We start from the raw sequence: 23,060 nt of genomic DNA, 5'->3' as shown, positions 1-23,060 counted from the left end.
CCAGGCGACCCCTCCGAGAAATCAAAAACCAATCAACATCATGAAATCCGACCATACCATCGCCCCTTTCTTATCCCTGGGAATCCTAATGGCTTGTTCCTCCCTGCAAGCCGCCGTGATTTTTCAGGACGATTTCACGGGTAACCCCGACACCGGAGCAGACGGCTTGAACGGCGAGTCACCCGACACCACCACCGGTGCAGCCGCTTGGGTTTCTGCATCGAACTTTAATGCCGATGGTTCGTTCCTGGCAGCGAGCGGCACAGCGGGAGCCAGTGCGACCCTGCTCTACACGCCAAGCTCAGGTAAGGTTTACACACTCGACTCGCGGATGGATGTCACCTCCACGACCGGCTGGCTCGCCATGGGTTTTGCGAGCGGCCAAAGCACCGCCACCAATTTCCAAGCTCGTTTCGTTACCGGCAGTACGCCACTGGGGCGGGTCTGGATGTTGATGAGTGAAGGTGGCGGTGGTGCAGCCTGGCAAGATGGAACCAGTGTCAATCACGTTGAAGATAACACGATCAGCGTGACCGGAACGATCGACATGCGCATTGTCCTGGATACCACGGCTACCACATGGACAGCCACATGGTATGCCAAGGATGCGACGGCTTCCTCCTACACGGTCATCAAGGGCACCGAGGATGTTGTTAGCCAGGCCTCCATCAACTCGGTCGGCTTTGCCCTCTCGGGGGAGCAGTGTCCCGGCACAATCACCAGCTTTTCGCTAAGCGACGGCAACGTTATTCCCGAGACCTCGTCAGCGACACTTCTCGGCTTGGCTTTCGGCTTCATGTTTGTGCGCCGTCGCAGATAACACGCAGCGTTTTGCAAAAGCTTCGGCCTTTTGTCCGGGTCAGCCACGCAATTGCGGCCGATCGGATTGAAAGACTTTATGAAAAATGAAGCGAATCGCTAATCTCAACATTCAAGCGGGATCTGGCGAGGTCTCTGGAACAGGTGAAATCACTCGAACAGCCGCCGGTCGAGGGAGCGGAATTGGATAGCCTCGAGGATCTCGTTGCCGGTGATGTCCTGCTTTCCCTCGAGGTCTGAAGGATGCGGGCTATTTCAGCTTTTGGGGATTCGATTTCGGGATTCGGGTGGTTCCTTGAAGTTCTCTCGTGTGGAAATGCGCTTGCCGCTTTGCTTTTCGAGGTCTTTGCGGGCTTTGCCGGCGACGGAACCGCCGTCTTCCGCAGCCTTTTTGTTTTCCGGGAATCCAAGGGCATTGCGTTTCTTGGCGATCTCGGTGGTGGATGCCTCGCCGAGCATGGTGAAGATGAGTTCGAGGTCGGTCATGTGGTCGCGGAGGTTTTCCTTGGGGTTGGAAAGCGCCTTGAACTCTTTGTACTCGGATGGGGTCATGCCGAAGGTGGCTTTGCTGATTTCGGCCGTGAGGATGGCGAATTCCTTGCCTTGTTTGACGCCGCGCTTTTTCCATTCGTCGGTGAGTTCGTCGCGGACGGCGATGCCGCGCAGGCGTTTTTCGATCCATTCTTCCGAGTAACCCTTTAATTCGTAGATTTCGCGTGTGCGCTTGGCGGCGAGTTCAGGGTTCTCGATTTCCTCAAGGCGCTCGTATCCGACTTTGGCGAGCCAGCGCTTGAAGGGTTCGGCTTTGGGGGATGGGATGGACTGGATGAGGCGCAGAAGCTGTTCGGTATCGGCGACATCGGTCATGCGCTGTTTGCCGTCGGCGGCGGTCATTTTCAAACCGTTACAATCTGTAACGGTTTCATTTCCCTCATCCAAGAGGCGCTTTTTCATAACGCGCCAGTAGGTTTGTGGGTTGGAGCTGTTGCTCAGAATGGCTACGACATCGACAATGGCGAACAGCCATTTCTCCTGCTCCGCATTCCAGGCGCGGCGGACTTGCTTTTCCTCGAAGAGTGAGATTTGAGACATGATATTCGGTGTGTTGGATTCACTCAAACAACTGACGGTCGAGCGAGCGGAACTGGATAGCCTCCAGGATTTCGTTCCCTGTGATGTTTTGCTTCCCAGCGAGATCGGCGAGGGTTCGGGCGACCTTGAGGATGCGGTCGTGGGCGCGGGCGGAGAAGTTCATCTGCTCCATGGCGTGCTCGAGGTATCCCCTGCCCTCGGCGTCGAGTTTGCAGCACTCGCGGACTTGCTTCGCGCCCATCGCGGCGTTGGTGGTGAGCTTTGCGGACTTGAAACGCTCCACTTGGATTCCGCGTGCGGCGGCGACGCGCTCGCGGATCACGGCCGAGGACTCGCCGGTGACGGCGTCCGAGGTGAGTTCGCGGAAATCGACGAGCGGCACCTCGACGTGGATGTCGATGCGGTCGAGCAATGGCCCGCTGATCTTCTGGCGGTAGTTCTCGATCTGGCGGACGGAGCAGCGGCACTGGCGCTTTGAGTCGCCGTAAAAACCGCAGGGGCAGGGGTTCATCGCCGCGACGAGCATGAAGCGGGCGGGGAAAGTCAGGGAACCGGCGGCGCGACTGATCGTCACGTGACCGTCTTCCAGCGGCTGCCGCAAGACCTCCAGCGTCTGCCGGCGGAACTCGGGGAGCTCGTCGAGGAAAAGGACGCCGTGATGAGCCAGAGAGACCTCGCCGGGGCCGGGGTTCGTGCCGCCGCCTAACAGACCGGCGTCGGAGATGGTATGGTGCGGGGCGCGGAAGGGGCGGGTGGTGAGGAAGCCTTTCTTCGTATCCAGCGTGCCGGCGATGGAGTGGATCTTGGTGGTCTCGATTGCGTCCTCCTCGGTCATGTCAGGCATGATCGTGGGCAGGCGTTTCGCGAGCATCGACTTCCCCGTGCCGGGCGGGCCGACCATGAGAAGGTTGTGGCCCCCGGCGGCAGCGACCTCGAGGGCGCGTTTGACGTGGTGCTGGCCTTTGACCTCGTTGAAATCGACGAGGTAGCTGCGGTGGCTTTCGAAAAACGCGCGGCGGTCGAGGTTGAAGGGAAGGATGCGTTTTTCGCCGCTGATGAAATCCCATGCCTGCCGCAGGCTGCGGACGGGTATGACATCGATGCCTTCGATCACCGCCGCCTCGGCTGCGTTCGCCTCCGGGACGATGAGGCTTTTGCGTCCGCGTTTCCTCGCTTCCAGGGCGATGGAAAGCACGCCTTTCACAGGGCGAACCGCTCCATCGAGACCCAGCTCGCCGACGACGCAGAACGCGTCGGTTTCGAGGATCTTCGTTCCGCTCGCGCCGACCATGGCCAGGGCGATGGGCAGGTCGAAGGATGGGCCTTCCTTTTTCAGGTCGGCGGGGGCGAGGTTCACGGTCTTGACGCCGAGATCGAGTTCCAGAGCGGAGGCGGTGATGGCGGAGGTGACGCGCTGGGAGCTTTCCCGCACGGCGGCATCCGGCAGGCCGACGATGATGACGCCTGGGCTCTCGGAATTGCGGGCGTTGACTTCCACCTCGACCTCAAGCGCATCGACACCACGGAGGGCGGCGGAATACATTTTTGTAATCATCTGAACAGGGGAATATTCATGGGCGCAAGTGCTTGTGACAAGAGCAAATTTCCATGACGGCTTTCCCGGAATCGGGATTTGCAGATTTCTTATCGGGATTCCGCGCATGGCAATCAGGTAACGGGCGGTGTCGGTGCGTTCGCCCCGCTTGCAATTTCCCAGCGCCGCCTATTGTCTTGCCCGCAGATGAGAGCGCCCACGGTTTTCCTGATCTTCCTCGGCTTGTGCACCGCAGCGCTGGGCGGGCTTTTCACGGTGCTGATGTGGAAAAGCTACGCGCGTGCCGTGGAGCAGCGGGGCTGGCCGCAGGTGGATGGGCTGGTGCTTTCGTCCGAGGTGGAGGAATGGCGTCACGATGAATTTTCGCCGAAAGGATATCGTTTGAAAATCCTCTACGGATACGAGTGGAACGGTGAGGCGAAGAGCGGCGATAGGTATGACTTCAGGGGCAATGCGAGCTATAAGGTGCGCGACAGGATCGAGTCGATGGTGAAAGATCTCCCCGCCGGTGCGAAGACCAGGGTTTATGTGAATCCGGACAATCCCGATTTCACCATCCTCAAGCCGGACTCGAAGGCACCCGGCTATTCGATCTGGTTCCCCTTGCTCTTTGTGGCCGGGGGGATGGGCATCGCCGTGCGGGCCTTGACGAGGAGGCGGTCGCAGCTCGCTGCCTAGGGCAGCAACATCTGTCAGGGTCTTCCCTTGGCGGCGTGAATCAGGAGATCCTGGAAAATCATCCCTTGCGTTACTAGCCGACTGGTCTATTCCTACGCCGTGAGCGCACCGGATACCAAGGAACGCATGCTGGATGCCGCCGAGGGCATCATGTGGACTCGGGGTTTCCATGCATCCGGGTTGAATGAGATCCTCGGTGCTGTCGGTGTCCCGAAAGGCTCGTTTTACCATTGGTTCAAATCCAAGGAGGACTTTGGGGTGGAGATGCTCAGGCACTACATCGCCAAGGGGACGGGGGAGAAATCCGCATTGCTGCTGGAGTCGGATGTGAATCCCAGCCCGGTCGCGCGCATCCTCGGGATGCTGGGGGATGGTATTGTGGAGTTTGAGGAAAAAGGTCACAAGTGTCCCTGTCTGGTTCTCAAGCTCGCCTTTGAGGTGGCCGACCTGAGCGAGCCGATGCGCGAGGTGCTCGCCCGCGGGATGGAGAAATGGCTGGAGATACTCAGCACGGCATTCCGGCAGGCGCGGGAGCTTGGCGAGCTTTCCTCAGGCACGGATCCCGTGGCGGAGGCCAAGCTCGTGCGTGATCTCTGGGCGGGAGCGGTGCAACGCGCCACGATCATGAAGTCCAGCGAGCCGATGGTCACCGCCCTTGCCCACATCCGCTCCCGGCTTACCCGCGTCTAAGATTTTTCCATCCACCGAGATATGTTGAAAACGACAACCATCCAATATTTCAGCGGCGCCTTGCTGTTGTTCCTGGCCTCATCCTGCAAGCCCGTTGGGCCGGAGCACATGGTGCCGGACTCGGAGTATGCGGCGGCGTTCAAGGGCGGTTCTTCCGCGTACGCCTCGCGCCTCGGGAAAACATGGTGGACTGTCTTCGGCGACAGCCAGCTCAACACACTGATGAGCTCGCTTGAGGGAAAAAACTTCGATCTCCGTGCGGCGGAGGCGCGGCGCAACCAGGCATACGCATCCCTCGGGATCGACCGCTCCTTGCTTGCCCCGCAGGTGTTCAGCGAGTCTTCCGCGACCCGCAACCGTGCCACCGAAAGCGACCGTTTCGGCGGTGGCGGTCCCGGAGGTGGAGCCCCTCCGGCCTATTTCTCAAACTACCGTGTTTCCATGTCGTTGGGATACGAGATCGATCTCTGGGGGCGAGTCCGCCGCATCGTGGAGGCGGGGCGAGCCGGTGCGGAATCCGCGGAAGTCTCGGTGGATCAGGTCCGGCTCTCGCTGCAAGCGCAGCTTGTGCGGAACTACCTGGCGATGCGTTTCCTGGATACCGAGGCAGCAGTGCTTGAACAGGCGCTGGGCACCCGGGAGGAATCGCTGAAGCTCGCCAAGGAGCGCTTTGATGCCGGGAAAACGGGCGAGCTTGATGTCGCCCGCGCCGAGTCCGAGCTTGCCTCCACCAAGGCCCAGCTTGTTGGCCTGGAGGCTCCGCGCGCATCCCTGGAGAACGCCATCGCCGTGCTTTGCGGCCGGAACGCGGCGAATTTTTCCATCGCCCCGGCTTCCATCACCCGCAGTGCGCCGGTTGTGTCGGCAGGCTCGCCGGCATCGCTTCTCGGGCGCCGTCCGGATGTCTTCGTGGCGGAGCGAAGCCTCGCCGCCAGTTCCGCAAACATCGGCGTGGCGGTGGCGAATTTCTACCCGAAGGTCTCGCTCATCGGCAGCGGCGGTCTTGCTTCGGCAAATTCCTCGGATTTCCTGAAATGGTCGAGCAGCGAGTTTTCCATCGGTCCGGATATCCAATTGCCGCTGTTCCAGGGACTTCGGCGCAAGGCGGATCTGGAGCTGGCAAAGGCAAGGCATGAGGAGGCGCTCGCGAACTACCAGCAGACGGTTCTGGCAGCCTTTGCGGATGTGGAAAGCGCCCTTGCGGCAAGGCGCGGGGCGCTCCGTGAGGCTGCCGCGCAACAGGCCAGCATCACGGCGACGAGGAAAGCCTACGATCTCTCCGATGTCCGCTACAAGGAGGGGGTTTCCAGCTACCTCGATGTCGTCGATAGCCAGCGGGAGCTCCTCAATGCCCAGCGCCTCGAAGTCCAGGCGCGCGGCCGTGCCTTTGCCGCCACCGTGCAACTCATCCAGGCAATGGGCGGCGGGTTCCGTTAGGCCAAACAGCTATCCGTTAGAGAATCATGAAGCACCTCATCCCTTTCGCAATACTCGCGCTCTGCCATTGCAAATCCGACAAGCAGGCGGGCGGTGGTGCGGCACCCGCCATGCCGGTGATGGTGGCGCACCCTGTCCTCAGGACGGTCGCCCTCACGGAGGTCTATACCGGCCGCTTCACACCGGTCGAGGAGGTGGACCTGCAGGCGCGGGTAAGCGGCTACCTTGAGTCCGTCCACTTCACGGAAGGCCAGAAAATCGAAAAGGGCGACCTGATGTTCCGCATTGATCCGCGCGTCTTCGATGCCGCGCTTTCCCGTGCGGAAGCGGGACAGAAGCAGGCGCTTGCCCGCCTAGGCCTGGCGGAGAGCAATTTCGCAACCGCCGAGAAGCTGGTGAAACAGAGCGCCGTTTCCCGCGAGGAATACAACACCCGCGAGAGCGAGCTGGCGCAGGCAAACGCAGACCTGCTGGCCGCCGAGGCGAACCTGCGCAGCGCGAGGCTGGACCGCGAGTTCGCGGATGTGCATGCCCCGATTTCCGGGATTGCCGGGCGTTTCAACGTCACCGTGGGGAACTTCGTCAGCGGCGGCTCGGCGGCCGCAACAATGCTCACCAGCATCGTCCCTCACAACCCGATCTACTGCAACTTCGAGGTCGATGAGAGACGCGTGCTGCAGTTCACGCGGATGTTTTTCGAGGGCGGGACGGGAGGGCGCGAGGGGGAGCCATTGAAGGTCGAGATCGCCGTCTCCGACAGGCAGGAGTTCGAGTTCCAGGGCATCGTTGATTTCGCGGAGAACCAGCTCGACAGGCAGACGGCCACGCTCCGGATCCGCGCGAAGGTGGGCAATGAAAACGAATTCCTCACCCCCGGGCTCTTTGCCCGCGTGCGTGTCCCCATCGGCAAGCCGGCGGAGAGGCTTCTCGTGAAGGATTCCGCCCTGGGCTTCGATCAGGACAAGCGATTCGCATGGGTCTTGAAAAAGGATAACAGCGTGGAGAAACGCTATGTGGAGACCGGCACGCTGGAAGGCGAGCTCCGCATCATCACCGGCGGGGTGGGGGAGGACGAACTCATCGCCGTTTCCGGCATCCAGCTTCTGCGTCCCGGCATGCCTTTCGCCCCGACCACCGTCCCGATGCTTGCGGCGGATGCGGCCAATCAATAAGCCGTCAAACCCGCGCCCTGTTCCGTGGCCTGAAACGCATCGTCCTGTCCCATGAAAAATTTCTCCTTCTTCTTCATCGACCGCCCCCGCTTCGCCACGGTCATCTCCCTGCTCATCATCATCATCGGGGCGATCGCATATCGCAGCCTGCCCATCGCGCAGTTCCCCGAGGTGGCGCCGCCCACGGTCGTGGTCACGACCGCCTACCCCGGAGCCACCCCGGACACCATTGCGAAAACCCTCGCTGCGCCCATCGAGCAGGAGGTCAACGGCGTGGAGGACATGCTCTACATGAATTCGCAGAGCACGGCGGACGGAGCCTACTCGCTCACCGTCACCTTCAAGCTGGGCACCGATCTCGACAAGGCCCAGGTGCTTGTCCAGAACCGGGTCGCGCTTGCCGAGACACGCCTGCCGGAGACAGTCCGCCGCATTGGCGTCACCGTCCAGAAGTCATCGCCGGATCTCCTGCTCGTGGTGCAGATGTTTTCCAGGGACGGCACCTTCGATCTCGGCTACGTCTCCAACTACGCCCTGCTGCAGGTGCGCGAGAGGCTGCGCCGCATCGACGGTGTCGGCGAAGTGCGGCTCTTCGGCGGGCGCGAGTATTCGATGCGCGTCTGGATGGATCCCGAGCGCATGGATTTCTACAAGCTCTCCGCAGGCGAGGTGGTCTCCGCCCTGCGCTCACAGAACATCCAGATCGCGGCCGGGACAATAGGCCAGCAACCCCTCGGCGAGAGCGTCCCTTTTCAGGTGAACGTCACCGCCCAGGGCCGGCTTTCTGAGAAAAGCGAGTTCGAGAAAGTGGTGGTCAAAATAGGCGGGGACGGGCGCATCGTGCGCCTGAAAGACGTTGCCCGCGTGGAGCTCGGCTCTCTGGATTACAACGTGAACGCCTATCTCGGGGGCACCCGCACGCTGGCCATGCCCATCTTCCAGCGTCCCGGCTCGAACGCACTCCAGACCTCCACCGACATCCGGGCGGCGATGGACGAGATGGCGAAGGATTTCCCGGATGGCCTGGACTACGATATCGTCTATGACCCCACACAGTTCATCGACAAATCCATCGAGGCCGTGATCATGACGCTCTTCGAGGCGGTGTTGCTGGTGGTGCTGGTGATGATCGTTTTCCTTCAGTCATGGCGCGCCGCCCTGATCCCGGTGCTGGCCATCCCCGTCTCGCTCATCGGCACCTTCGCGGTGATGCAGGGCTTCGGCTTCTCCATCAACAACCTGACTCTCTTCGGCCTGGTGCTGGCGATCGGCATCGTCGTCGATGATGCCATCGTGGTGGTGGAAAACATCGAGCGCAGCCTTGAGGACGGCCTTGCCCCGCGCGAGGCCGCACGGCGCTCCATGGCGGAGGTCAGCGGGGCGATCTTCGCCACTTCGCTGGTGCTCCTCGCCGTATTCGTCCCCACCGCCTTCCTTTCCGGCATCACCGGCCAGTTCTACAAGCAGTTCGCGCTGACCATCGCCGCCTCCACGATCATCTCCGCCCTGGTATCCCTCACGCTCAGCCCCGCCCTCGGCGTGCTGCTGTTGCGCCCAAAGCACGGCAAGCAGGACTTCGTCTCCAGCATCCTCGGGTTCCTTTTCGGTTGGTTTTTCAATATCTTCAACCGCGCCTTCGACCGCTTGAACAGGATCTACACGGCCCTCATCAGGCGCTCGCTTCGTCGCGGCCTGGTGATGGCGCTTCTCTACATCGGCCTGCTTGCCATCGCAGGCCTCGGTTTCAGAGCGGTTCCCGGCGGTTTCATCCCGCCGCAGGACCAGGGCTACGCGATCGTTGCCGCACAACTCCCTTCCGGCACTTCTCTCGACAGGACCGATGACATCCTCAAGCAGCTCATAGCGCTCGTCGGCGCTGTCGAGGGCGTGGAAAACACCGTCGCCTTCGCGGGGTTCAACGGGGCGACCTTTTCCAACGCCACCAACTCCATCGTGATCTTCCCGGTGTTCAAGCCCTTTGCCGAAAGGCCTTCGGGCCGGGAAATGTATGCCAAGCTCACCGAGGCGGTGCGAAAGGTGGACGCCTTCGGGATCGTCATCCCGCCGCCCACCGTCCGGGGCTTAGGCAATGGCGGCGGTTTCAAGATGGAAGTCCAGGACAGGGCCGGCCTTGGCTACCCGGCGCTGGAGCAGGCCACCTGGGCGCTGGCTTTCGCCGCCACTGCGGAAAAGGAAATCGCCCAGGCATTCACCCCCTTCACCTCCTCCGGGCCGCAGTTCTATGCGGACATCGACCGCGAGAAAGCCCTCATGCTCGGGGTTCCGCTGGAAAGCCTTTTCCAGACACTTGAAGTCTATCTCGGCTCCTCGTTTGTCAACGAACTGAATCTCTACGGGCGCACCTACCGCGTCACCGCCCAGGCAGACGCGCCTTTCCGCGACAACGTGGAGGATATTGCAAAGCTCAAAACCCGCAACGCTTCGGGCGAGATGGTGCCTCTCGGCTCCGTCATGCGGGTCCGGCAATCCACCGGGCCGGACCGGGTGGTCAGGCACAACCTTTTCCCGGCCGCAGACCTCATCGGCGAAGCCGCGCCCGGTGTCTCAACCGGGCAGGCCATCGCGAAAATGGAGGAACTCGCCGGAAAAGTGCTGCCACCCGGCATCAGCTACGAATGGACGGAACTCGCCTACCAGGAGGTGAATACATCCGGCTCGGCCGTCGTCATTTTCCTCATCGCCATCCTCTTCGTCTTCCTGCTCCTATCCGCCCAGTACGAGAGCTGGGGGCTGCCGCTCGCCGTCGTCCTGACCGTCCCGCTCTGCCTCGCCGGAGCCATCTGGGGCATCTTCCTGCGCGGCATGGACAACAACATCCTCTCCCAGATCGGCCTGGTCGTGCTAGTCGCCCTCGCCTCGAAAAACGCCATCCTCATCGTCGAGTTCGCACGGCAGCTCGAGGAGGAAGGCATGGATCGCTTCCAGGCCGCCGCAGAGGCCGCACGCCTGCGCCTGCGCCCCATCATGATGACCTCGCTCGCATTCATCCTCGGAGTCGTCCCTCTCGTCATCGCCACCGGGCCGGGTGCTGAAATGCGCCAGGCGCTCGGCACCGTTGTATTCTTCGGAATGATCGCCGTGACCTTTTTCGGGATACTATTCGCCCCGTATCTCTACGTGCTGGTCCGGCGCGGGGTGAGCAGGCGGTAGCCGCGGCTTGCAATCTTCAATAGGTGATCTTCACCGGGGTCCCCACCTTCACCTTGTCGAAAAGCGTCGGCACGAATTCCTTGGGCATGCGGATGCAGCCGTGGGAGGCGGGCTCGCCAGGGCGGGGGATGTTTCCGACATGCATTCCGATGCCATAGCTTGTCAGCCGCATCCAATAGGGCATGGGTGCGGGCATGTAGCGCTCGCCCGGCTCAAGCGGATCCCCCGGCGAGGCATCGTCGTCCGTCACCTCGCCATATTCGTTCTCGATCCAGCCATACCGGTTCGAGTACTTGTCCACGATTTTCTCCATGATCCGGTACGAGCCCGGCTTCGTCGAGCGGCCTTCCTTGCCTGTCGCCACAAAGCACCAGCCGATCTCCCGGCCGCCCCGCCGTATCGTCGCGATCTGCTCGCTCAGGTCGATCGATACGGAAACCGCTCCCGGGCCGTTGTCATCATACCACTGGAACATCACTCGGCCCGCCTTGGCAGGCGGGGGAGGGGGGGTGGGGGTGCAGGCAACGAGCAGCACCACCCCTGTTGCCGCTGCGGATGCAAGGATACGCTTTGTTATGTGGCTGGTCACGACGGCGTAGGTTTCAGATGACATCCGCGGGCATGTAAAGCAGTTTCCGTGCTCACAAGCCCGTTTCGGGCCAGGAACCCGGCCGTGAATTACCGCCGAAAGCCATGAATCCGGTGAAATTTTAACGCCTTGCACGACGTTTCAACAGCCACATGTCATTTTCCCGGCTTCTGCCCTTACTCCTGCTCCCCGCAATAGCCAAGGCCGCCCCCGCCCAAGAGGACGGCGCACAGCTCTACTCGCTTTATTGCAGCGCCTGCCACGGGGTCGATGGAAAGGGCGCGAACGACGGCGCATTCCCTCCGCTGGCAGGTAGCGAATGGATCGTCGGCAACCCGAAGCGAAGCGTCGCCATCGTCCTCCACGGCCTCCAGGGGCCGGTGGAGGTGAATGGGAAAACCTACGATCTTGCGATGCCGCCCCAGGGCGCGGCTCTCAGCGACAACCAGATCCGGGCCATCCTGAACCATGTCCATTCCTCTTGGGGGAACAAGGGACAGGAAATCCCAGGCGATCTCATACGCACTGTTCGCGCCGAGTTCGAATCCCGCGAAACGGCATGGACTGCCAAGGAATTGCTCAAGCTTTTCCCACTCGAGAAAAAGGAGACCGCCCTCGCGAACCTCACCTCCCGCACCTACAAGGGGCAATGGAACCAGCTCCCGGATTTCAACAAGATCCAGGCGGAAAACATCGAGGAGGAGCACAACGGCATCATCGACACCGCCGTCGCCGCCGAGAAAGTCAATTTCGGGATCGTCTGGGAAGGCGATTTCATGGCCGCCACCGGTGGCGTGCACGAGTTCCGCCTCGATGCGGATGACGGCGCCCGGCTCATCATCGCCGGCAAGGCCGTCGTCGAGGTCAACGGACTCGGCCCCATGAACGGCACCCGTGCGAAGAACGGAAAGGCCCCCCTGGAACAGGGGGCGAACCATATCCGTGTCGAGTATTTCCAGGGCGGCGGTCACCAGGGAATCACCCTCGGTTGGAAAGGGCCCAAGTCCAAGCAATGGGAATGGCTCACGCCCGCTCCCGAAAGCACTGGCAACAAAGGGATTCCCGCCATCCCCCTGATCCCGGCTTCGGACAAGACCGTGATCTACCGGAACTTCATCGCCGGGACCACCCCGCGCGCCATCGGCTTCGGCTTCCCCGGCGGCGTGAACCTCGCCTACTCCGCAGACAACCTCGCCCCGGAACTCGTCTGGGCCGGCGATTTCATCGACGCCTCCCGCCATTGGACGGGCCGTGGCCAGGGCAACCAGCAGCCCTCGGGCGACAATGTGCTGACCCTCACCAAAGCCCGTTACCTCCCCAAGGATGCGCGCTTCAAGGGCTACTCCCTCGACAAACGCGGCAACCCCACCTTCAACGTTTCCATCGGCGCGGCCACCCTTGCCGACGCTTGGAAGCCCGGCGAGACCGGCACCCTCATCCGCAGCCTCACGCTCAGCGGCGGCAGCCCCATCGAAATCCCCCTCGGCAACGCCGATGTCACCGGAGCCGAAAAGCTCACCCTCACCCCCGGCCAGCCAGCCACCATCATTTACACCCTCAGGTGATCTCCCCCTGATCCCTGCCTCCCATCCATTTATTCTGAAACCAGATGCGCACGCTCCTCCTTCTTGCCTCCGCCACATCCTGCCTCTTTTCGCAGCAGCAATCCGATTTCTACATCCGCGAGGAAATCCCCCTGCCGGAGGGCGAGGTCATGGAGATCGGATCGATCGCCCTGATGCCGGATGAGAAGGTCGCCGTCGCAACCCGCCGCGGCGATGTCTGGATCTGCTCCGGCGCATATGCGGATGATCTATCGGGAGTGACTTGGAAAAAATTCGCCCACGGCCTCCATGAGCCGCTCGGGATGTACTGGAAGGACGGCTCCCTTTTCCTCACCCAACGCCCCGAGTTCTCCCGCATCCAGGACACGGACGGCGATGGCGAGGCGGACGCCTTCGAGACCATTTCCTCCGGCTGGGGCATGACCGGGGACTACCACGAATACGCCTTCGGCAGCCGCCCCGATCCCAACGGCGATGTCTGGGTCACCCTTTGCCTCACCGGCTCATTCCACGCCAAGGCACCATGGCGCGGCTGGACGGTCCGCATCACCCCGGAGGGCGAAATGATCCCCACCTGCTCCGGCATCCGCTCACCCGGCGGCATAGGCCAGAACGCAGAGGGCGATATGTTCTACACCGACAACCAGGGGATATGGAACGGCTCATCCTCCCTGAAATGGCTCAAGCCCGGCTCCTTCCAGGGCGCGCCGACCGCTAACAAATATCACGAGCTCGCCGGGCTTCCCGCGCCCCCTGATGTGCAGGACAAATCCCGCGTCCTTGCCGAGCGCCTCAAGCACCCTTCATACATCCCCCCCGCAGTCATCCTCCCCCATGCCAAGATGGGCCAGTCCCCCACCGGCATCGAGGTGGACACCTCCGGTGGGAAATTCGGCCCATGGGACAGGCAGCTTTATATCGGGGAGCAGACACATTCCCAGGTCCAGCGCGTCTGCCTGGAAAAGGTCAACGGCCTCTACCAGGGTGCAGTCTTCCACCTGATCGAGGGCTTCGAGGCCGGGCCTATCCCCGTCCGGCTCGACCAGGAAAAAGGAGTGCTCTTCGTCGGCGGCTCCAACCGCGGCTGGGCCTCTCGCGGCACCAAGCCCTTCACCTTCGAGCGCGTCCGCTTCACCGGGAAAACCCCATTCGAAATCCTCACCATGTTTGCCGAGCCGGACGGATTCACCCTCACCTTCACCGAGCCGGTGGATGAAAAATCCGCTGCCGACCCAGCCTCTTACTCGATGGCCGCATGGACCTACATCCTGCAGCAAGGCTACGGTTCCCCGGAGGTCGACCAAGCCACCCCCATCATCAGGTCTGCCAGCGTCTCCGCCGACAAAAAATCCGTCCGCCTGACCATCGAAGGCCTCGTGCGCGGCCACGTCCATCATCTGAAAGCCCCCGGCGTGAGATCCGCCTCCGGCACCGGACTCTGGCACCCCGAGGCATTCTACACCCTCAACGAGATCCCTTCGGAGTAGGCGGGCTTGACTGTTCTTCCCGTGCTTGGCACTTTGACGACCTTCCGTTGAGAAAGACCGCCCAATACTTGTTCCTTGTCCTCGGTTGCCTCCACCTGGTGGGCGGGCCTTATGCCCTGATCCAGGCGTATGCCTGGGCGAACATGATCCTCGCATACTCCCAGGACGGCCCCATCGGCGATGCTGTCGCCGATACCTTCTCGGGCCAGAAACCCTGCTCTCTCTGCAAGAAGATCGAAGCGGCGAAGGAATCCGATACAAAGGAAAACAGGGAAAACAAACCCCTCGCGCTCTCTTCGGCAAAACCTTTCCAGGATCTTTTCCCTCCCTCCACCGTCGCACTCAAAGGACGCTTTCCTGCGCCTTACGCGTGTCCGGTTTTCGCCGCTCCCGGTGATCCCTCATCCTTGCCCGCCACCGGCCCGCCGGCACCTCCGCCGAGATGCTGAGATGCTGAGCAGTTGGTGGCTGCCGCCTACTGCGGCAGACCGTGGCCACCCCGTCCCGGGGTGAGCCGCACCATCGCGCTGCGATCCCCACACCCACCATCCATAGGGGGTGCCCACTTATTTCCACGGGCTCATTCCGTGACCATCCAACTTCCAAAACCATTTCCTGCATATGAAACCAATCCTTTGTATTCTCCTGTCCGCCTCCGTCGCGCTCGCCGCCCCGGAAACCCTCGACACCCTAACCGTAAAATCCGCCGCCGCCGCATCCCTCACCCTGCCCACCCTTGAGCAGGACAGGCTGGAGCTGCGCAAGATCCCAGGCGGGACCGAGGCCTTTTCCTCCGGCCGATACCTAACAGGACGGTCCTCCACCTTGGCGGACACCTTCGCCCTCTCCCCGGGCGTGATCGCCCAATCCCGCTTCGGCTCGGACGAGGCGCGCATCTCGATCCGCGGCTCCGGCCTCCAGCGCACCTTCCACGGGCGCGGCATCCGCTTCATGCAGGACGGCATCCCGCTCAACCTCGCCGACGGCGGCTTCGACATGCAATCGGCCGATCCACTCGCCGCATCCCACATCAAGATCTGGCGAGGCGGCAACGCCCTCGCCAACGGCTCCACCACCCTCGGCGGCGCGATCGACTACATTTCCAACAACGGCCGCAACGCCCCCGGATATTCCCTGCGCTCCGAAGCAGGATCATACGGATACTTCCGCACGCGCCTTGCCGGTGGTCTCACCGCAGGCTCCTCGGATCTCTACTTCTCCCTTTCGCAAAGCCGGCAGGACGGCTTCCGCGACCATGCGGAGCAAAGCGCCCAGCGCTTTTTCGGGAACTTCGGAATCCAGCTCCGCGACGACCTCGAAACACGTTTCTATCTCTCTGCGATCCATACGGATTCCGAGTTGCCCGGCTCCCTCACCAAGGCGGAAATGGAGGCGAACCCGCGCCAGGCGGACAACTCGTTCTTCGGATCCAAACGCTACGGGAACAGGCGTGATTTCGAGCTCTTCCGCCTCGCCAACAAGACCACCCTGCGTGACGGCGGCAATACATGGGATTTCATGGCTGGCTACACCTACAAGGATCTCGATCATCCCATCACCCCCTTCGCCGGAGTGCTCGACCAACTCTCCCGCGACCTCATCCTCGGCACCACCTTCACCAACACCGACAACTTCCTGGGCCGGGAGAACCGCTTCCGCGCAGGCATTTCCTACAACCATGGAACCATCGCCCACACCGCCTACGAGAACGCGTTTGGCAAACGCGGCGCACGCCGCATCCATGACGACCAGACGGCCACCAACCTAGAGGCTTTCGTGGAAAATAGGCACCATCTGACCGATTCGATCAGCCTCACCACATCCATCGCGGCCGCGTATTCGACCCGCGAGAGCAGGAGGGATTTCCAAAACCCAGCCGCAAACCCGCCCTTCTACTTCCCGCCCGCGCCCGGCTCCCTCACTTCCTACGACGATTCCTACGCGAACATCGCCCCCGCGCTCGGCCTGCTTTCCGAAAAGGACGGCATCCAGTGGTTCGCCGGATACTCACGCTCCTTCGAGCCCCCGTCCTTTTCCGAAGCGGTCACCGCAAACATCGCCCGCGACGCGCAGACGGCCGACACCATCGAGATCGGCACCCGTGGCACCCGCTCCGCCTTGCGCTGGGACGCCACCCTCTACTATTCCAGGATAAAGGACGAACTGCTCACACTCACCGATCCGATCACCCTGGTATCGACCACGAGAAACGCCGACGACACGATCCACTACGGCCTTGAACTCGGCGGGGAAATCGACCTGCTAGGCACCAACTTGGAGGAAACAGCAGAACATCGCCTAGTTCTCCGCAGCGTTTACACCTACGGATCCTTCCGCTTCGATGGCGACCCCACCTACGGGGACAACCGCATCGCCGGCCTGCCGCCCCAGCTCATGCGCGGCGAGCTGCTCTGGGAAAACGCAAGCGGCTGGTACGCGGGCCCCACCTTCGAGTGGTCTCCCGTGAAATCCTTCATCGACCACCGCAACACCTACGCCGCGGATCCCTACGCCCTGCTCGGCTTCAAGTTCGGCCGCCGCGTCCCGGAAGGCGTCTCATGGTTCGTCGAGCTGAAAAACCTCACCGACGAGACCCACGCCGCAACGCACGGTGTCATCGACAACGCCGGCGGCCTGGACCAGCGCCAGTTCCTACCCGGCGAAGGGCGTTCCGTGTTCATTAAGCATCGAATGGGAATTCTAGCAAGCCGGTCCGGACAGGAAGCCGGGTTTCACGAGATGAACTCCCTGATCGCGCCGTCCTGCTTGACCTTGAGCGCCACATCGAAGTCCCCGTAGTGCTTGATGTCGTTGCCGTAGGCGTTGAGGATGGTGGTGTACCAGTTGCCGAGGGTCTTGTGGCCTTCCTCGTTGTAGTTGGGGAGGCGGATGTAACGGCGGCGGGCCATGCTGAGCTTCACCCTGTCGCCCGCGAAAATCATGAACGGCACCTCGGAGCCGTTGCTGTGGTGCGTCTCTCCGTTTTCGGGGAGATACATGACCATGGTGTTGTCGAACATCGTTCCGGTGCCCTCGGGGGTGGCCTTGAGATCCTCCACCAGCTTGTTGACCAGCTTCATGTGGTGGTTGCGGAGGTGGCGGCGGACTTCCAGTGCGGGCATGCCCTTGAGATCCTTGTTGTGGCCGATCTCGTGCAGCTCGATGGTGTTTTCCAGCAGGCCGTCGTAGCGGGTGCCGAGGTCGTCGAGGGTGTAGGTCACCACGTTGGCAAGCCCTGCGCGCAGCGCGGATACCAGGATGTCCGTGAAGGCATACTGCTGCTCCACCACCGTGTATTGGTCGTCGAGGATTGCTTTCTCAATCTTAGGCACGTTCGCCGCGATCCGGGCCGACATGGTCTGCAGGAGGGCGTTGCGCTCGATCAGCGAGTCCACCGAGTTCACGTAGTTGCCGATTTTCTGCGATTCCAGCATGTCGAGCGTCCTGTTGTCGTAGGAGGCGATGTTCCGGGAAAGGAAGCCGTAGAGATCCTCGTCGGCCCTCTGGTCGTTGTTCTTTTCCATCCCGGCGGCGAAAAGGTTGCGGTAGGCGGCGCCGGGGGATGCGAAGGCGTAGTTCGGCTGCATCGGGCCGATGGATGACATGCCGCGCACCACGCCGCTCTGGTTGTTCGAGCAGGTCAGCTCGATGTGCTCGAAGGGCGAGGGGAACATGCGGCCGAGCTCCACGTCCACCGAGGCGCGGGTGATGGTCGCCACGCGCTCCGCCGAGCGGGAAACGGCAAGCGGCGACTGGTAGGTCGAGTGACCCATCGTGCACATCTTGGCGGAAAGCCCCTGCAGCAGCGTGAGGTTGTCCTTGTGCTTGGCGATCGGCTCCATCCATTCGGGGAGTTCGTGGCGGTCGAGGTCGATGTCGAGGGCTTCCTTGTTCTCGTCCTTTTTCCGGTCGGCCGCGCTCAGCGATGCGGGCACGAGCTCCGAGGGGAAGGTTCCGTTGCTCTTGCGCAGGAAGATGAAACGAGGGGTTCCCGGAGCGGTTGCCCGCGAGGCTCCACCCGCCATGGCGGCCTGCAGATGGGGGAGCGAGGAAAGACCCGCGATGCCGAAGAGTCCGGCGGCGGAGGTTCTGAGGAAGTCTCTGCGGTTGTGCATGGTCGTGGTGTTCGGTTGCGGTGCTTATTTGCGATGGATGAACGAATCGGATGTGAGGATGGAAACCATCAGCTCGCGGAAGCTTCCCCCGCTTTTGATGTAGACCCTATCCGCCTCGATGAGGGTCGGCGAGTCGGAAAGTGTCTCATTTCTGCCCATGAAGTAGCGGAAAACATTGCGGACAAATACCTGGCGGACGCGGTCGGATTGGGCGAGGCGGTTCATCAGGTCGGGGACGTCCTTGATCTCTCCGTCGAGGGTTTTGTCACCCGTCCCATCGAGATGGCCGAGCGGGTTGACGGGTTTGGTTTTGTAAACGGGCAGCTTGAAATCCTGCCAGATCCCGTTCGAGTCCTTCGCCGTGACCGTTTTCGTCCCTACGATGTTCTCCGGATATTCGATGGCCTCCTCGGTGCGGAAGCGCCCGAAGTCGTCGTAGCTTTCGAAGGTGTATCCGAGCGGGTTCATCTTCTCGTGGCACATCCAGCACTTCTTGTCCTCGGTGACGGCGAACCTTTCCCGCAGGGTGGAATGGGGGTCTTCCGGAACCTTGGCATCCACCGTGATCGGCACGTCGCGGATGAACCCGCCGAGCAATTTCTCGCGCACCCATTTCCCCCTCACGACGGGATCGGTGGCGGCATTGTGGGAAAATGCGGTCAGCCATGCCGGATGGGTCAGCATCCCGATCCGGTTCTCCACCTTGAACGGCTGCTCCGGTTGGTAGTTCCAGTTGCGGGGATCGATGTTGTACATCTGGGCGGAGTGATCCACCGCCTCACCGTCGCGCGGCGGGTAGATCCGGCCGGTGTTCTCGTCCTTGGTGCCGTCCTCGCCGAAATACAGCCGCGCCTGTTTCATGGTGAGCCCGAGGTGACGGCTTTGCTTGCCTTCCTTGTTGATGAACCCCTCGGTGACTTTCATTTCCGGATACTGCTTGTCCAGCTTCAGCAGCGCATCGCCCCAATCGCGGTTCTTGAGATCCTTGAGCGTTTTGTAGACCAACCTGTTTCTCGCGAACTCAGCGGTCGTCTTCTTCGCCCTCTCGGCCATCTCAGCGTTGTTGCCGTTGTGGTCCACAAAGAACCGGTCGGTCGTCAGCAGGGTTTTCAGCACGTCCTTATCCTGTTCCAGGATCCACTTCACGAGGGTGTCGGCCTCTCCCGAGATCTTGCCGGGGACGCGGTAGATGTATCTTGTCGATACCACCCGGTGGGGGTTGTAGGCGCCGCCGAACCTCTCCTCGTCCTTGAAAACGTTGAAGATGCCCTTGTAGCCGAAGTAGTCCTGGAAAAAGCGCAGGATGCGGGGCTTGGCGATCAAGTCGTCCGCAAGGATGCGGCGCACCTCGCGCTCGTAGTCCTCGCGGGTTTCGAGTTTCCCGGTCTTGGCTGCCTCGACGAGCGCCGCGTCCGGGATGCGGTCGGTCAGGGCGTAGGAGATGGCGTAGCTAGCCTCGCGCGGGGTGAGTTTCGTGCGGCCGTGTTCGTCCGGCTCCCCGCCGCCGAATTCGTTCCGATACAGGAATTCCGGCTCCATCAGCACGGAAACCATCATCTTCTTCAGCGCGCTGACGGTGTCGCTGTGGGACATGGTCGACTTCATGAAGCCGAGGTATTTCGCCATCTCGGCATCGTCCGGGGCACGCTGGAGGGCGACCTCGAACTGGTGGGTGATGGCGTTCTCCAGCAGGTCGTCCGCCGGGGTGCCGTTGGATCTGATCACGGCAGCAAAAGGCTCGGCGGTTTTCCCCGGATTCCATGCTTCGTCGGGAAAGCGCTTGAACAGGCCCCGAGGGTTGTCCTTTTTCACCTGGAGGAATTCCGCCGGGTACTGGTATTTCCCACTTTTCTCAAGGGCGTCGCGGAGCTGCTTTTCAACGATCCACTTCGCATTCGACATCAGAGTCAGGAACTGCCCGCCCTCCACGATCTCGGTGTCGTAGTAGGCGACGCCCGGTGAGGTGGGTAGGTTGAAAGGCTTGACCACGCCGAAGAACGAATCCCGCCTCGCCCTGCCCTCGAGTTCGAACACGTCGTTGATCCGTTCGTGGTAGATCAGCTCGTTCACCCGCCAGCGCCGCGACCGGGTGTAGGGGGCTTCCTTGATTTCGCCGCCGAACAGCTTTTCGTGGCTGATCAGGTTCGCGTATTTGTAGTAGCGCAGCTTGTCCTCCAGCTTCGAGGCGTTGAAAATCTTCAGCTCCCCCCAGATCCATGCGGCCAGTTCGTCCCTCTCGGTTTCGGTCGGCTGGTCGGCTTTCTTGGGGGGCATCTCGCCGCTGTAAACCTGTTCCAGGACGTTGTTCAGTAGGTCGAGGCGCTCCTGCTGGCCAAGCCCAGCGAGGTTGTCGAGCTGGATCCCACCCTTTTTCGTGCCCGAATCATGGCATTCGTAGCAGTTGAAATCCAGCAGGTCCGCCATCTTGGCGGGTATCCTGAACTCGTAGTGCGCCGCATCGGCCACCGGCACCGCCTGCCCTGCGGCAAAGCTGCAAACGCCTTGGATCAGCGTCGTGGTTATAAGCAGAGATCTCATTGGAAAAGGAAATTGGCCGCCCACCCTTGGAGACCGCCGCTGGCATCATTCCCCACTACGGGAAGCATTTTGCGATCCATTCACGTTTTTCCGGGAAACGTAGGGATTTCATGGCGGTGATTCGCCCTTTGCAGATGCGGAGACTTGCGTGTTCAATGCGCAGGAAAACAGTCGGCGGATGGCATCCGTTTCTTCACCTTTGCCTCCAGCTCCAGGAGAAACCTTTTTCGTTCCAACCCTCCCCCGTAGCCGGTGAGGCTGCCGTTTTTCCCGATGACGCGGTGGCAGGGGACGATGATGGAGACAGGGTTTTTCCCGTTCGCAAGGCCGATGGCGCGGACGGCTTTCGGCCTGCCGATGAGGGCTGCCTGCCCGCCGTAGCTGAGGGTTTCCCCGTAGGGGATTCCCAGGAGCGCGTGCCATGCCCTGAGCTGGAAAGCGGTGCCTTGCAGATCGAGCGGGAGATCGAAGGCCTTCAGCTTCCCGTTGAAATATCCGGCGAGCTGGTCGATGGCGCTGGTGAAACGGGATGGGTCATCCTTCCATGTGGTGGAGTTGGCGGGGACTTTCCCGTGGGTCCCCATATACAGCCCGCACAAACCTTTTTCCGATGCCACGAGCGTGAGCGTGCCGATGGGAGAGGGGATTCGTGTGCAGTGGATCTCGCTCATGGGGAAGATGCTTGGCATGGGATTAGGGCTTTGAAAATCCCCGAAATCACTGGCAGCTTCCGCCGCATGGAAACGAAGCGAGTGATTTACGAGGGCCGGGTGCAGGGGGTTGGCTTCCGCTACACTGCGAAGGATCTTGCGCGGGGCTACGATGTTCTCGGCACGGTGCGGAATCTGCCCGATGGCTCGGTGGAACTGCTCATCACCGGCCCGGCAGGCGAGGTGGCGGAGTATCTGCGGGACTTGCGCGAGGATTCCGCGGTGGCGCACCACATCATGTCGGTCTTCGAGGAGGAAATTGCCCCGTTGCCAGATCTCAAAGGTTTCTCTATCGTTTCGTGACCGGGGGCGCTGCCCTGCAGGGATTTTCATTTCAAAACGATGCCTAACTACGATTACGAGTGCCTGGAGTGTGGGAAACGATTCGAGGTTTTCCAAAGCATGAACGACGCGAAGCTGAGCGATTGCCCGCAGGAGGGCTGTGCCGGAAAGGTGCGGCGGCTGCTGGGAACCGGCGGCGGGATCATTTTCAAGGGTTCCGGTTTCTACCAGACGGATTACCGCTCGTCCTCCTATGAGAAGGGCGCGAAGGCGGACAGGCCAGCGGAGAAATCCGAATCCAAGCCGGAGGCGAAGAAGGCGGAGCCCGCCGCACCAAAGCCTGCGGGCGATTCCGCGAAGTGATCCCGCGCAAAGTTTCCCAAAACCAGCCCTTCCAACACCGCCCGGCAACTGCTAAGAACCCATCCCGATGGCAAAAAAGGACAAGCAAGAGAGCGAGGAAGTGAAGAAGGGCGGTTGCCTTGGCAAGCTCTTCGGACTGCTGGTGTTTGCGGTGCTCATCGGTCTCGGTGCGGCTCTGTATTTCGTTTCCCTGCCCCAGGATCTCTCGGACATAGGCGGCTACTCGCCCGCCGCATCCTCGCCCGCCAGCCCGCCTCGAGATATCGCTGCGGTGCTGCAGAAATCCATCGAGGGCGATTACTCGGTCACGCTTTCGGAAACGGAGATCAACAGTTGGCTGGCCAGGGAACTCACCCTCAGGCAGGGCGGGGAGCTGGCGAAATGGGTCAGCCTGAGGCGCGTCTGGGTGCGGCTCAGGGGAGAGGTCGCGGAAATCATCGTCGAGCGCGATGTGGCGGGTCATCCGCTCACGACCTCCATGTTCCTCCAGGTGGAGCAGAACGAGACGGCCAAGGGCATCACCACGCAGATCCACCTGCATGGCGGCGGATACCATGCCGATGTGCCGGTGCCGACGCGCGGCGGGCGCTTCGGGCAGCTCACCGTCCCGCAGGGTTTCCTCATCATGGTGATGCCCGATTTCGAGAAAATCGCCCAGCTTTTCGAGACCGAGATCGACCTTGGCTTCCGGCAGATGGCTCGGATCACGATCGAGGACAATCGCATCGTCCTTGACCCGAAGCAGCCGACGCGGACGGAGCAATCCGGCGAGCAGAACTTTTGAGAACACCATCCAG

The 23,060-nt window shown here is 61.6% G+C and carries 19 protein-coding genes; 13 read left to right on the top strand and 6 right to left on the bottom strand.

The window, feature by feature from the left end; all coding sequences use genetic code 11:
* Positions 1 to 40 precede the first annotated feature (40 nt).
* Entirely contained in the window at positions 41 to 820 is a 780-nt protein-coding gene (locus tag HZ994_04150) for a hypothetical protein (protein QTN31550.1), read from the top strand.
* 254 nt (positions 821 to 1,074) lie between these two features.
* On the opposite strand, the gene HZ994_04145 is transcribed toward HZ994_04150, so the two are convergent.
* Complete coding sequence (locus HZ994_04145) at positions 1,075 to 1,911, bottom strand: Bro-N domain-containing protein (protein QTN31549.1); 837 nt, start codon at positions 1,909 to 1,911, stop codon at positions 1,075 to 1,077.
* A gap of 19 nt (positions 1,912 to 1,930) precedes the next feature.
* Positions 1,931 to 3,466 carry a YifB family Mg chelatase-like AAA ATPase gene (locus HZ994_04140; protein ID QTN31548.1) on the bottom strand — a complete coding sequence of 512 codons (1,536 nt, stop codon included), beginning with the start codon at positions 3,464 to 3,466 and terminating at the stop codon, positions 1,931 to 1,933.
* A gap of 186 nt (positions 3,467 to 3,652) precedes the next feature.
* Between HZ994_04140 and HZ994_04135 the strand changes: the two genes are divergently transcribed.
* The 5 genes from HZ994_04135 (at position 3,653) to HZ994_04115 (ending at position 10,614) form a co-directional block, all read left to right on the top strand.
* Positions 3,653 to 4,144, top strand: a complete 492-nt coding sequence (locus tag HZ994_04135; protein ID QTN31547.1) for a DUF3592 domain-containing protein — start codon at positions 3,653 to 3,655, stop codon at positions 4,142 to 4,144.
* Positions 4,145 to 4,243: 99 nt separating this feature from the next.
* Positions 4,244 to 4,834: a TetR family transcriptional regulator C-terminal domain-containing protein gene (locus HZ994_04130; GenBank protein ID QTN31546.1), complete on the top strand. Its 591-nt coding sequence runs from the start codon at positions 4,244 to 4,246 to the stop codon at positions 4,832 to 4,834.
* Positions 4,835 to 4,855: 21 nt separating this feature from the next.
* Positions 4,856 to 6,271, top strand: a complete 1,416-nt coding sequence (locus tag HZ994_04125; GenBank protein QTN31545.1) for an efflux transporter outer membrane subunit — start codon at positions 4,856 to 4,858, stop codon at positions 6,269 to 6,271.
* A 26-nt stretch (positions 6,272 to 6,297) separates the two neighbouring features.
* A complete protein-coding gene (locus tag HZ994_04120; GenBank protein QTN31544.1) occupies positions 6,298 to 7,443 on the top strand; it encodes an efflux RND transporter periplasmic adaptor subunit in 1,146 nt (381 codons plus the stop codon).
* Between the two features lie 51 nt (positions 7,444 to 7,494).
* Positions 7,495 to 10,614 (top strand): efflux RND transporter permease subunit, encoded by a 3,120-nt coding sequence (locus HZ994_04115; GenBank protein QTN31543.1) that lies wholly within the window; start codon positions 7,495 to 7,497, stop codon positions 10,612 to 10,614.
* A 16-nt stretch (positions 10,615 to 10,630) separates the two neighbouring features.
* Here HZ994_04115 and HZ994_04110 read toward each other — a convergent pair whose 3' ends face one another.
* The gene (locus HZ994_04110; protein ID QTN31542.1) at positions 10,631 to 11,227 is read right to left on the bottom strand and encodes a L,D-transpeptidase; all 597 of its coding nucleotides are present in this window, start codon (positions 11,225 to 11,227) and stop codon (positions 10,631 to 10,633) included.
* 128 nt (positions 11,228 to 11,355) lie between these two features.
* On the opposite strand from HZ994_04110, the gene HZ994_04105 reads away from it, so the two are divergent.
* The 4 genes from HZ994_04105 (at position 11,356) to HZ994_04090 (ending at position 17,054) form a co-directional block, all read left to right on the top strand.
* Entirely contained in the window at positions 11,356 to 12,768 is a 1,413-nt protein-coding gene (locus tag HZ994_04105) for a c-type cytochrome (GenBank protein ID QTN31541.1), read from the top strand.
* Between the two features lie 44 nt (positions 12,769 to 12,812).
* Positions 12,813 to 14,255 carry a hypothetical protein gene (locus tag HZ994_04100; GenBank protein QTN31540.1) on the top strand — a complete coding sequence of 481 codons (1,443 nt, stop codon included), beginning with the start codon at positions 12,813 to 12,815 and terminating at the stop codon, positions 14,253 to 14,255.
* Between the two features lie 47 nt (positions 14,256 to 14,302).
* Entirely contained in the window at positions 14,303 to 14,704 is a 402-nt protein-coding gene (locus tag HZ994_04095; protein ID QTN31539.1) for a hypothetical protein, read from the top strand.
* A 172-nt stretch (positions 14,705 to 14,876) separates the two neighbouring features.
* Positions 14,877 to 17,054, top strand: a complete 2,178-nt coding sequence (locus HZ994_04090; GenBank protein QTN31538.1) for a TonB-dependent receptor — start codon at positions 14,877 to 14,879, stop codon at positions 17,052 to 17,054.
* On the opposite strand, the gene HZ994_04085 is transcribed toward HZ994_04090, so the two are convergent.
* The 3 genes from HZ994_04085 to HZ994_04075 form a co-directional block, all read right to left on the bottom strand.
* Entirely contained in the window at positions 16,988 to 18,370 is a 1,383-nt protein-coding gene (locus tag HZ994_04085; protein QTN31537.1) for a DUF1552 domain-containing protein, read from the bottom strand. The genes HZ994_04090 and HZ994_04085 overlap by 67 nt on opposite strands.
* Before the next feature lie 24 nt (positions 18,371 to 18,394).
* On the bottom strand, positions 18,395 to 20,908 hold the full coding sequence (locus tag HZ994_04080; protein ID QTN31536.1) for a DUF1588 domain-containing protein: 2,514 nt from the start codon (positions 20,906 to 20,908) through the stop codon (positions 18,395 to 18,397).
* 152 nt (positions 20,909 to 21,060) lie between these two features.
* Complete coding sequence (locus tag HZ994_04075; GenBank protein QTN34312.1) at positions 21,061 to 21,579, bottom strand: methylated-DNA--[protein]-cysteine S-methyltransferase; 519 nt, start codon at positions 21,577 to 21,579, stop codon at positions 21,061 to 21,063.
* A 66-nt stretch (positions 21,580 to 21,645) separates the two neighbouring features.
* On the opposite strand from HZ994_04075, the gene HZ994_04070 reads away from it, so the two are divergent.
* From HZ994_04070 to HZ994_04060, 3 genes are all read left to right on the top strand, one after another.
* Complete coding sequence (locus HZ994_04070) at positions 21,646 to 21,921, top strand: acylphosphatase (GenBank protein QTN31535.1); 276 nt, start codon at positions 21,646 to 21,648, stop codon at positions 21,919 to 21,921.
* Between the two features lie 39 nt (positions 21,922 to 21,960).
* The gene (locus tag HZ994_04065; GenBank protein ID QTN31534.1) at positions 21,961 to 22,263 is read left to right on the top strand and encodes a zinc ribbon domain-containing protein; all 303 of its coding nucleotides are present in this window, start codon (positions 21,961 to 21,963) and stop codon (positions 22,261 to 22,263) included.
* Positions 22,264 to 22,330: 67 nt separating this feature from the next.
* Complete coding sequence (locus HZ994_04060; protein ID QTN31533.1) at positions 22,331 to 23,047, top strand: hypothetical protein; 717 nt, start codon at positions 22,331 to 22,333, stop codon at positions 23,045 to 23,047.
* Positions 23,048 to 23,060 lie beyond the last annotated feature (13 nt).

The sequence above is a fragment of the Akkermansiaceae bacterium genome, from assembly GCA_017798145.1.
GTDB lineage: Bacteria > Verrucomicrobiota > Verrucomicrobiia > Verrucomicrobiales > Akkermansiaceae > Luteolibacter.
Note: the sequence above shows the minus strand (reverse complement) of the source record. Positions and strands in the feature narration are given on the sequence as shown.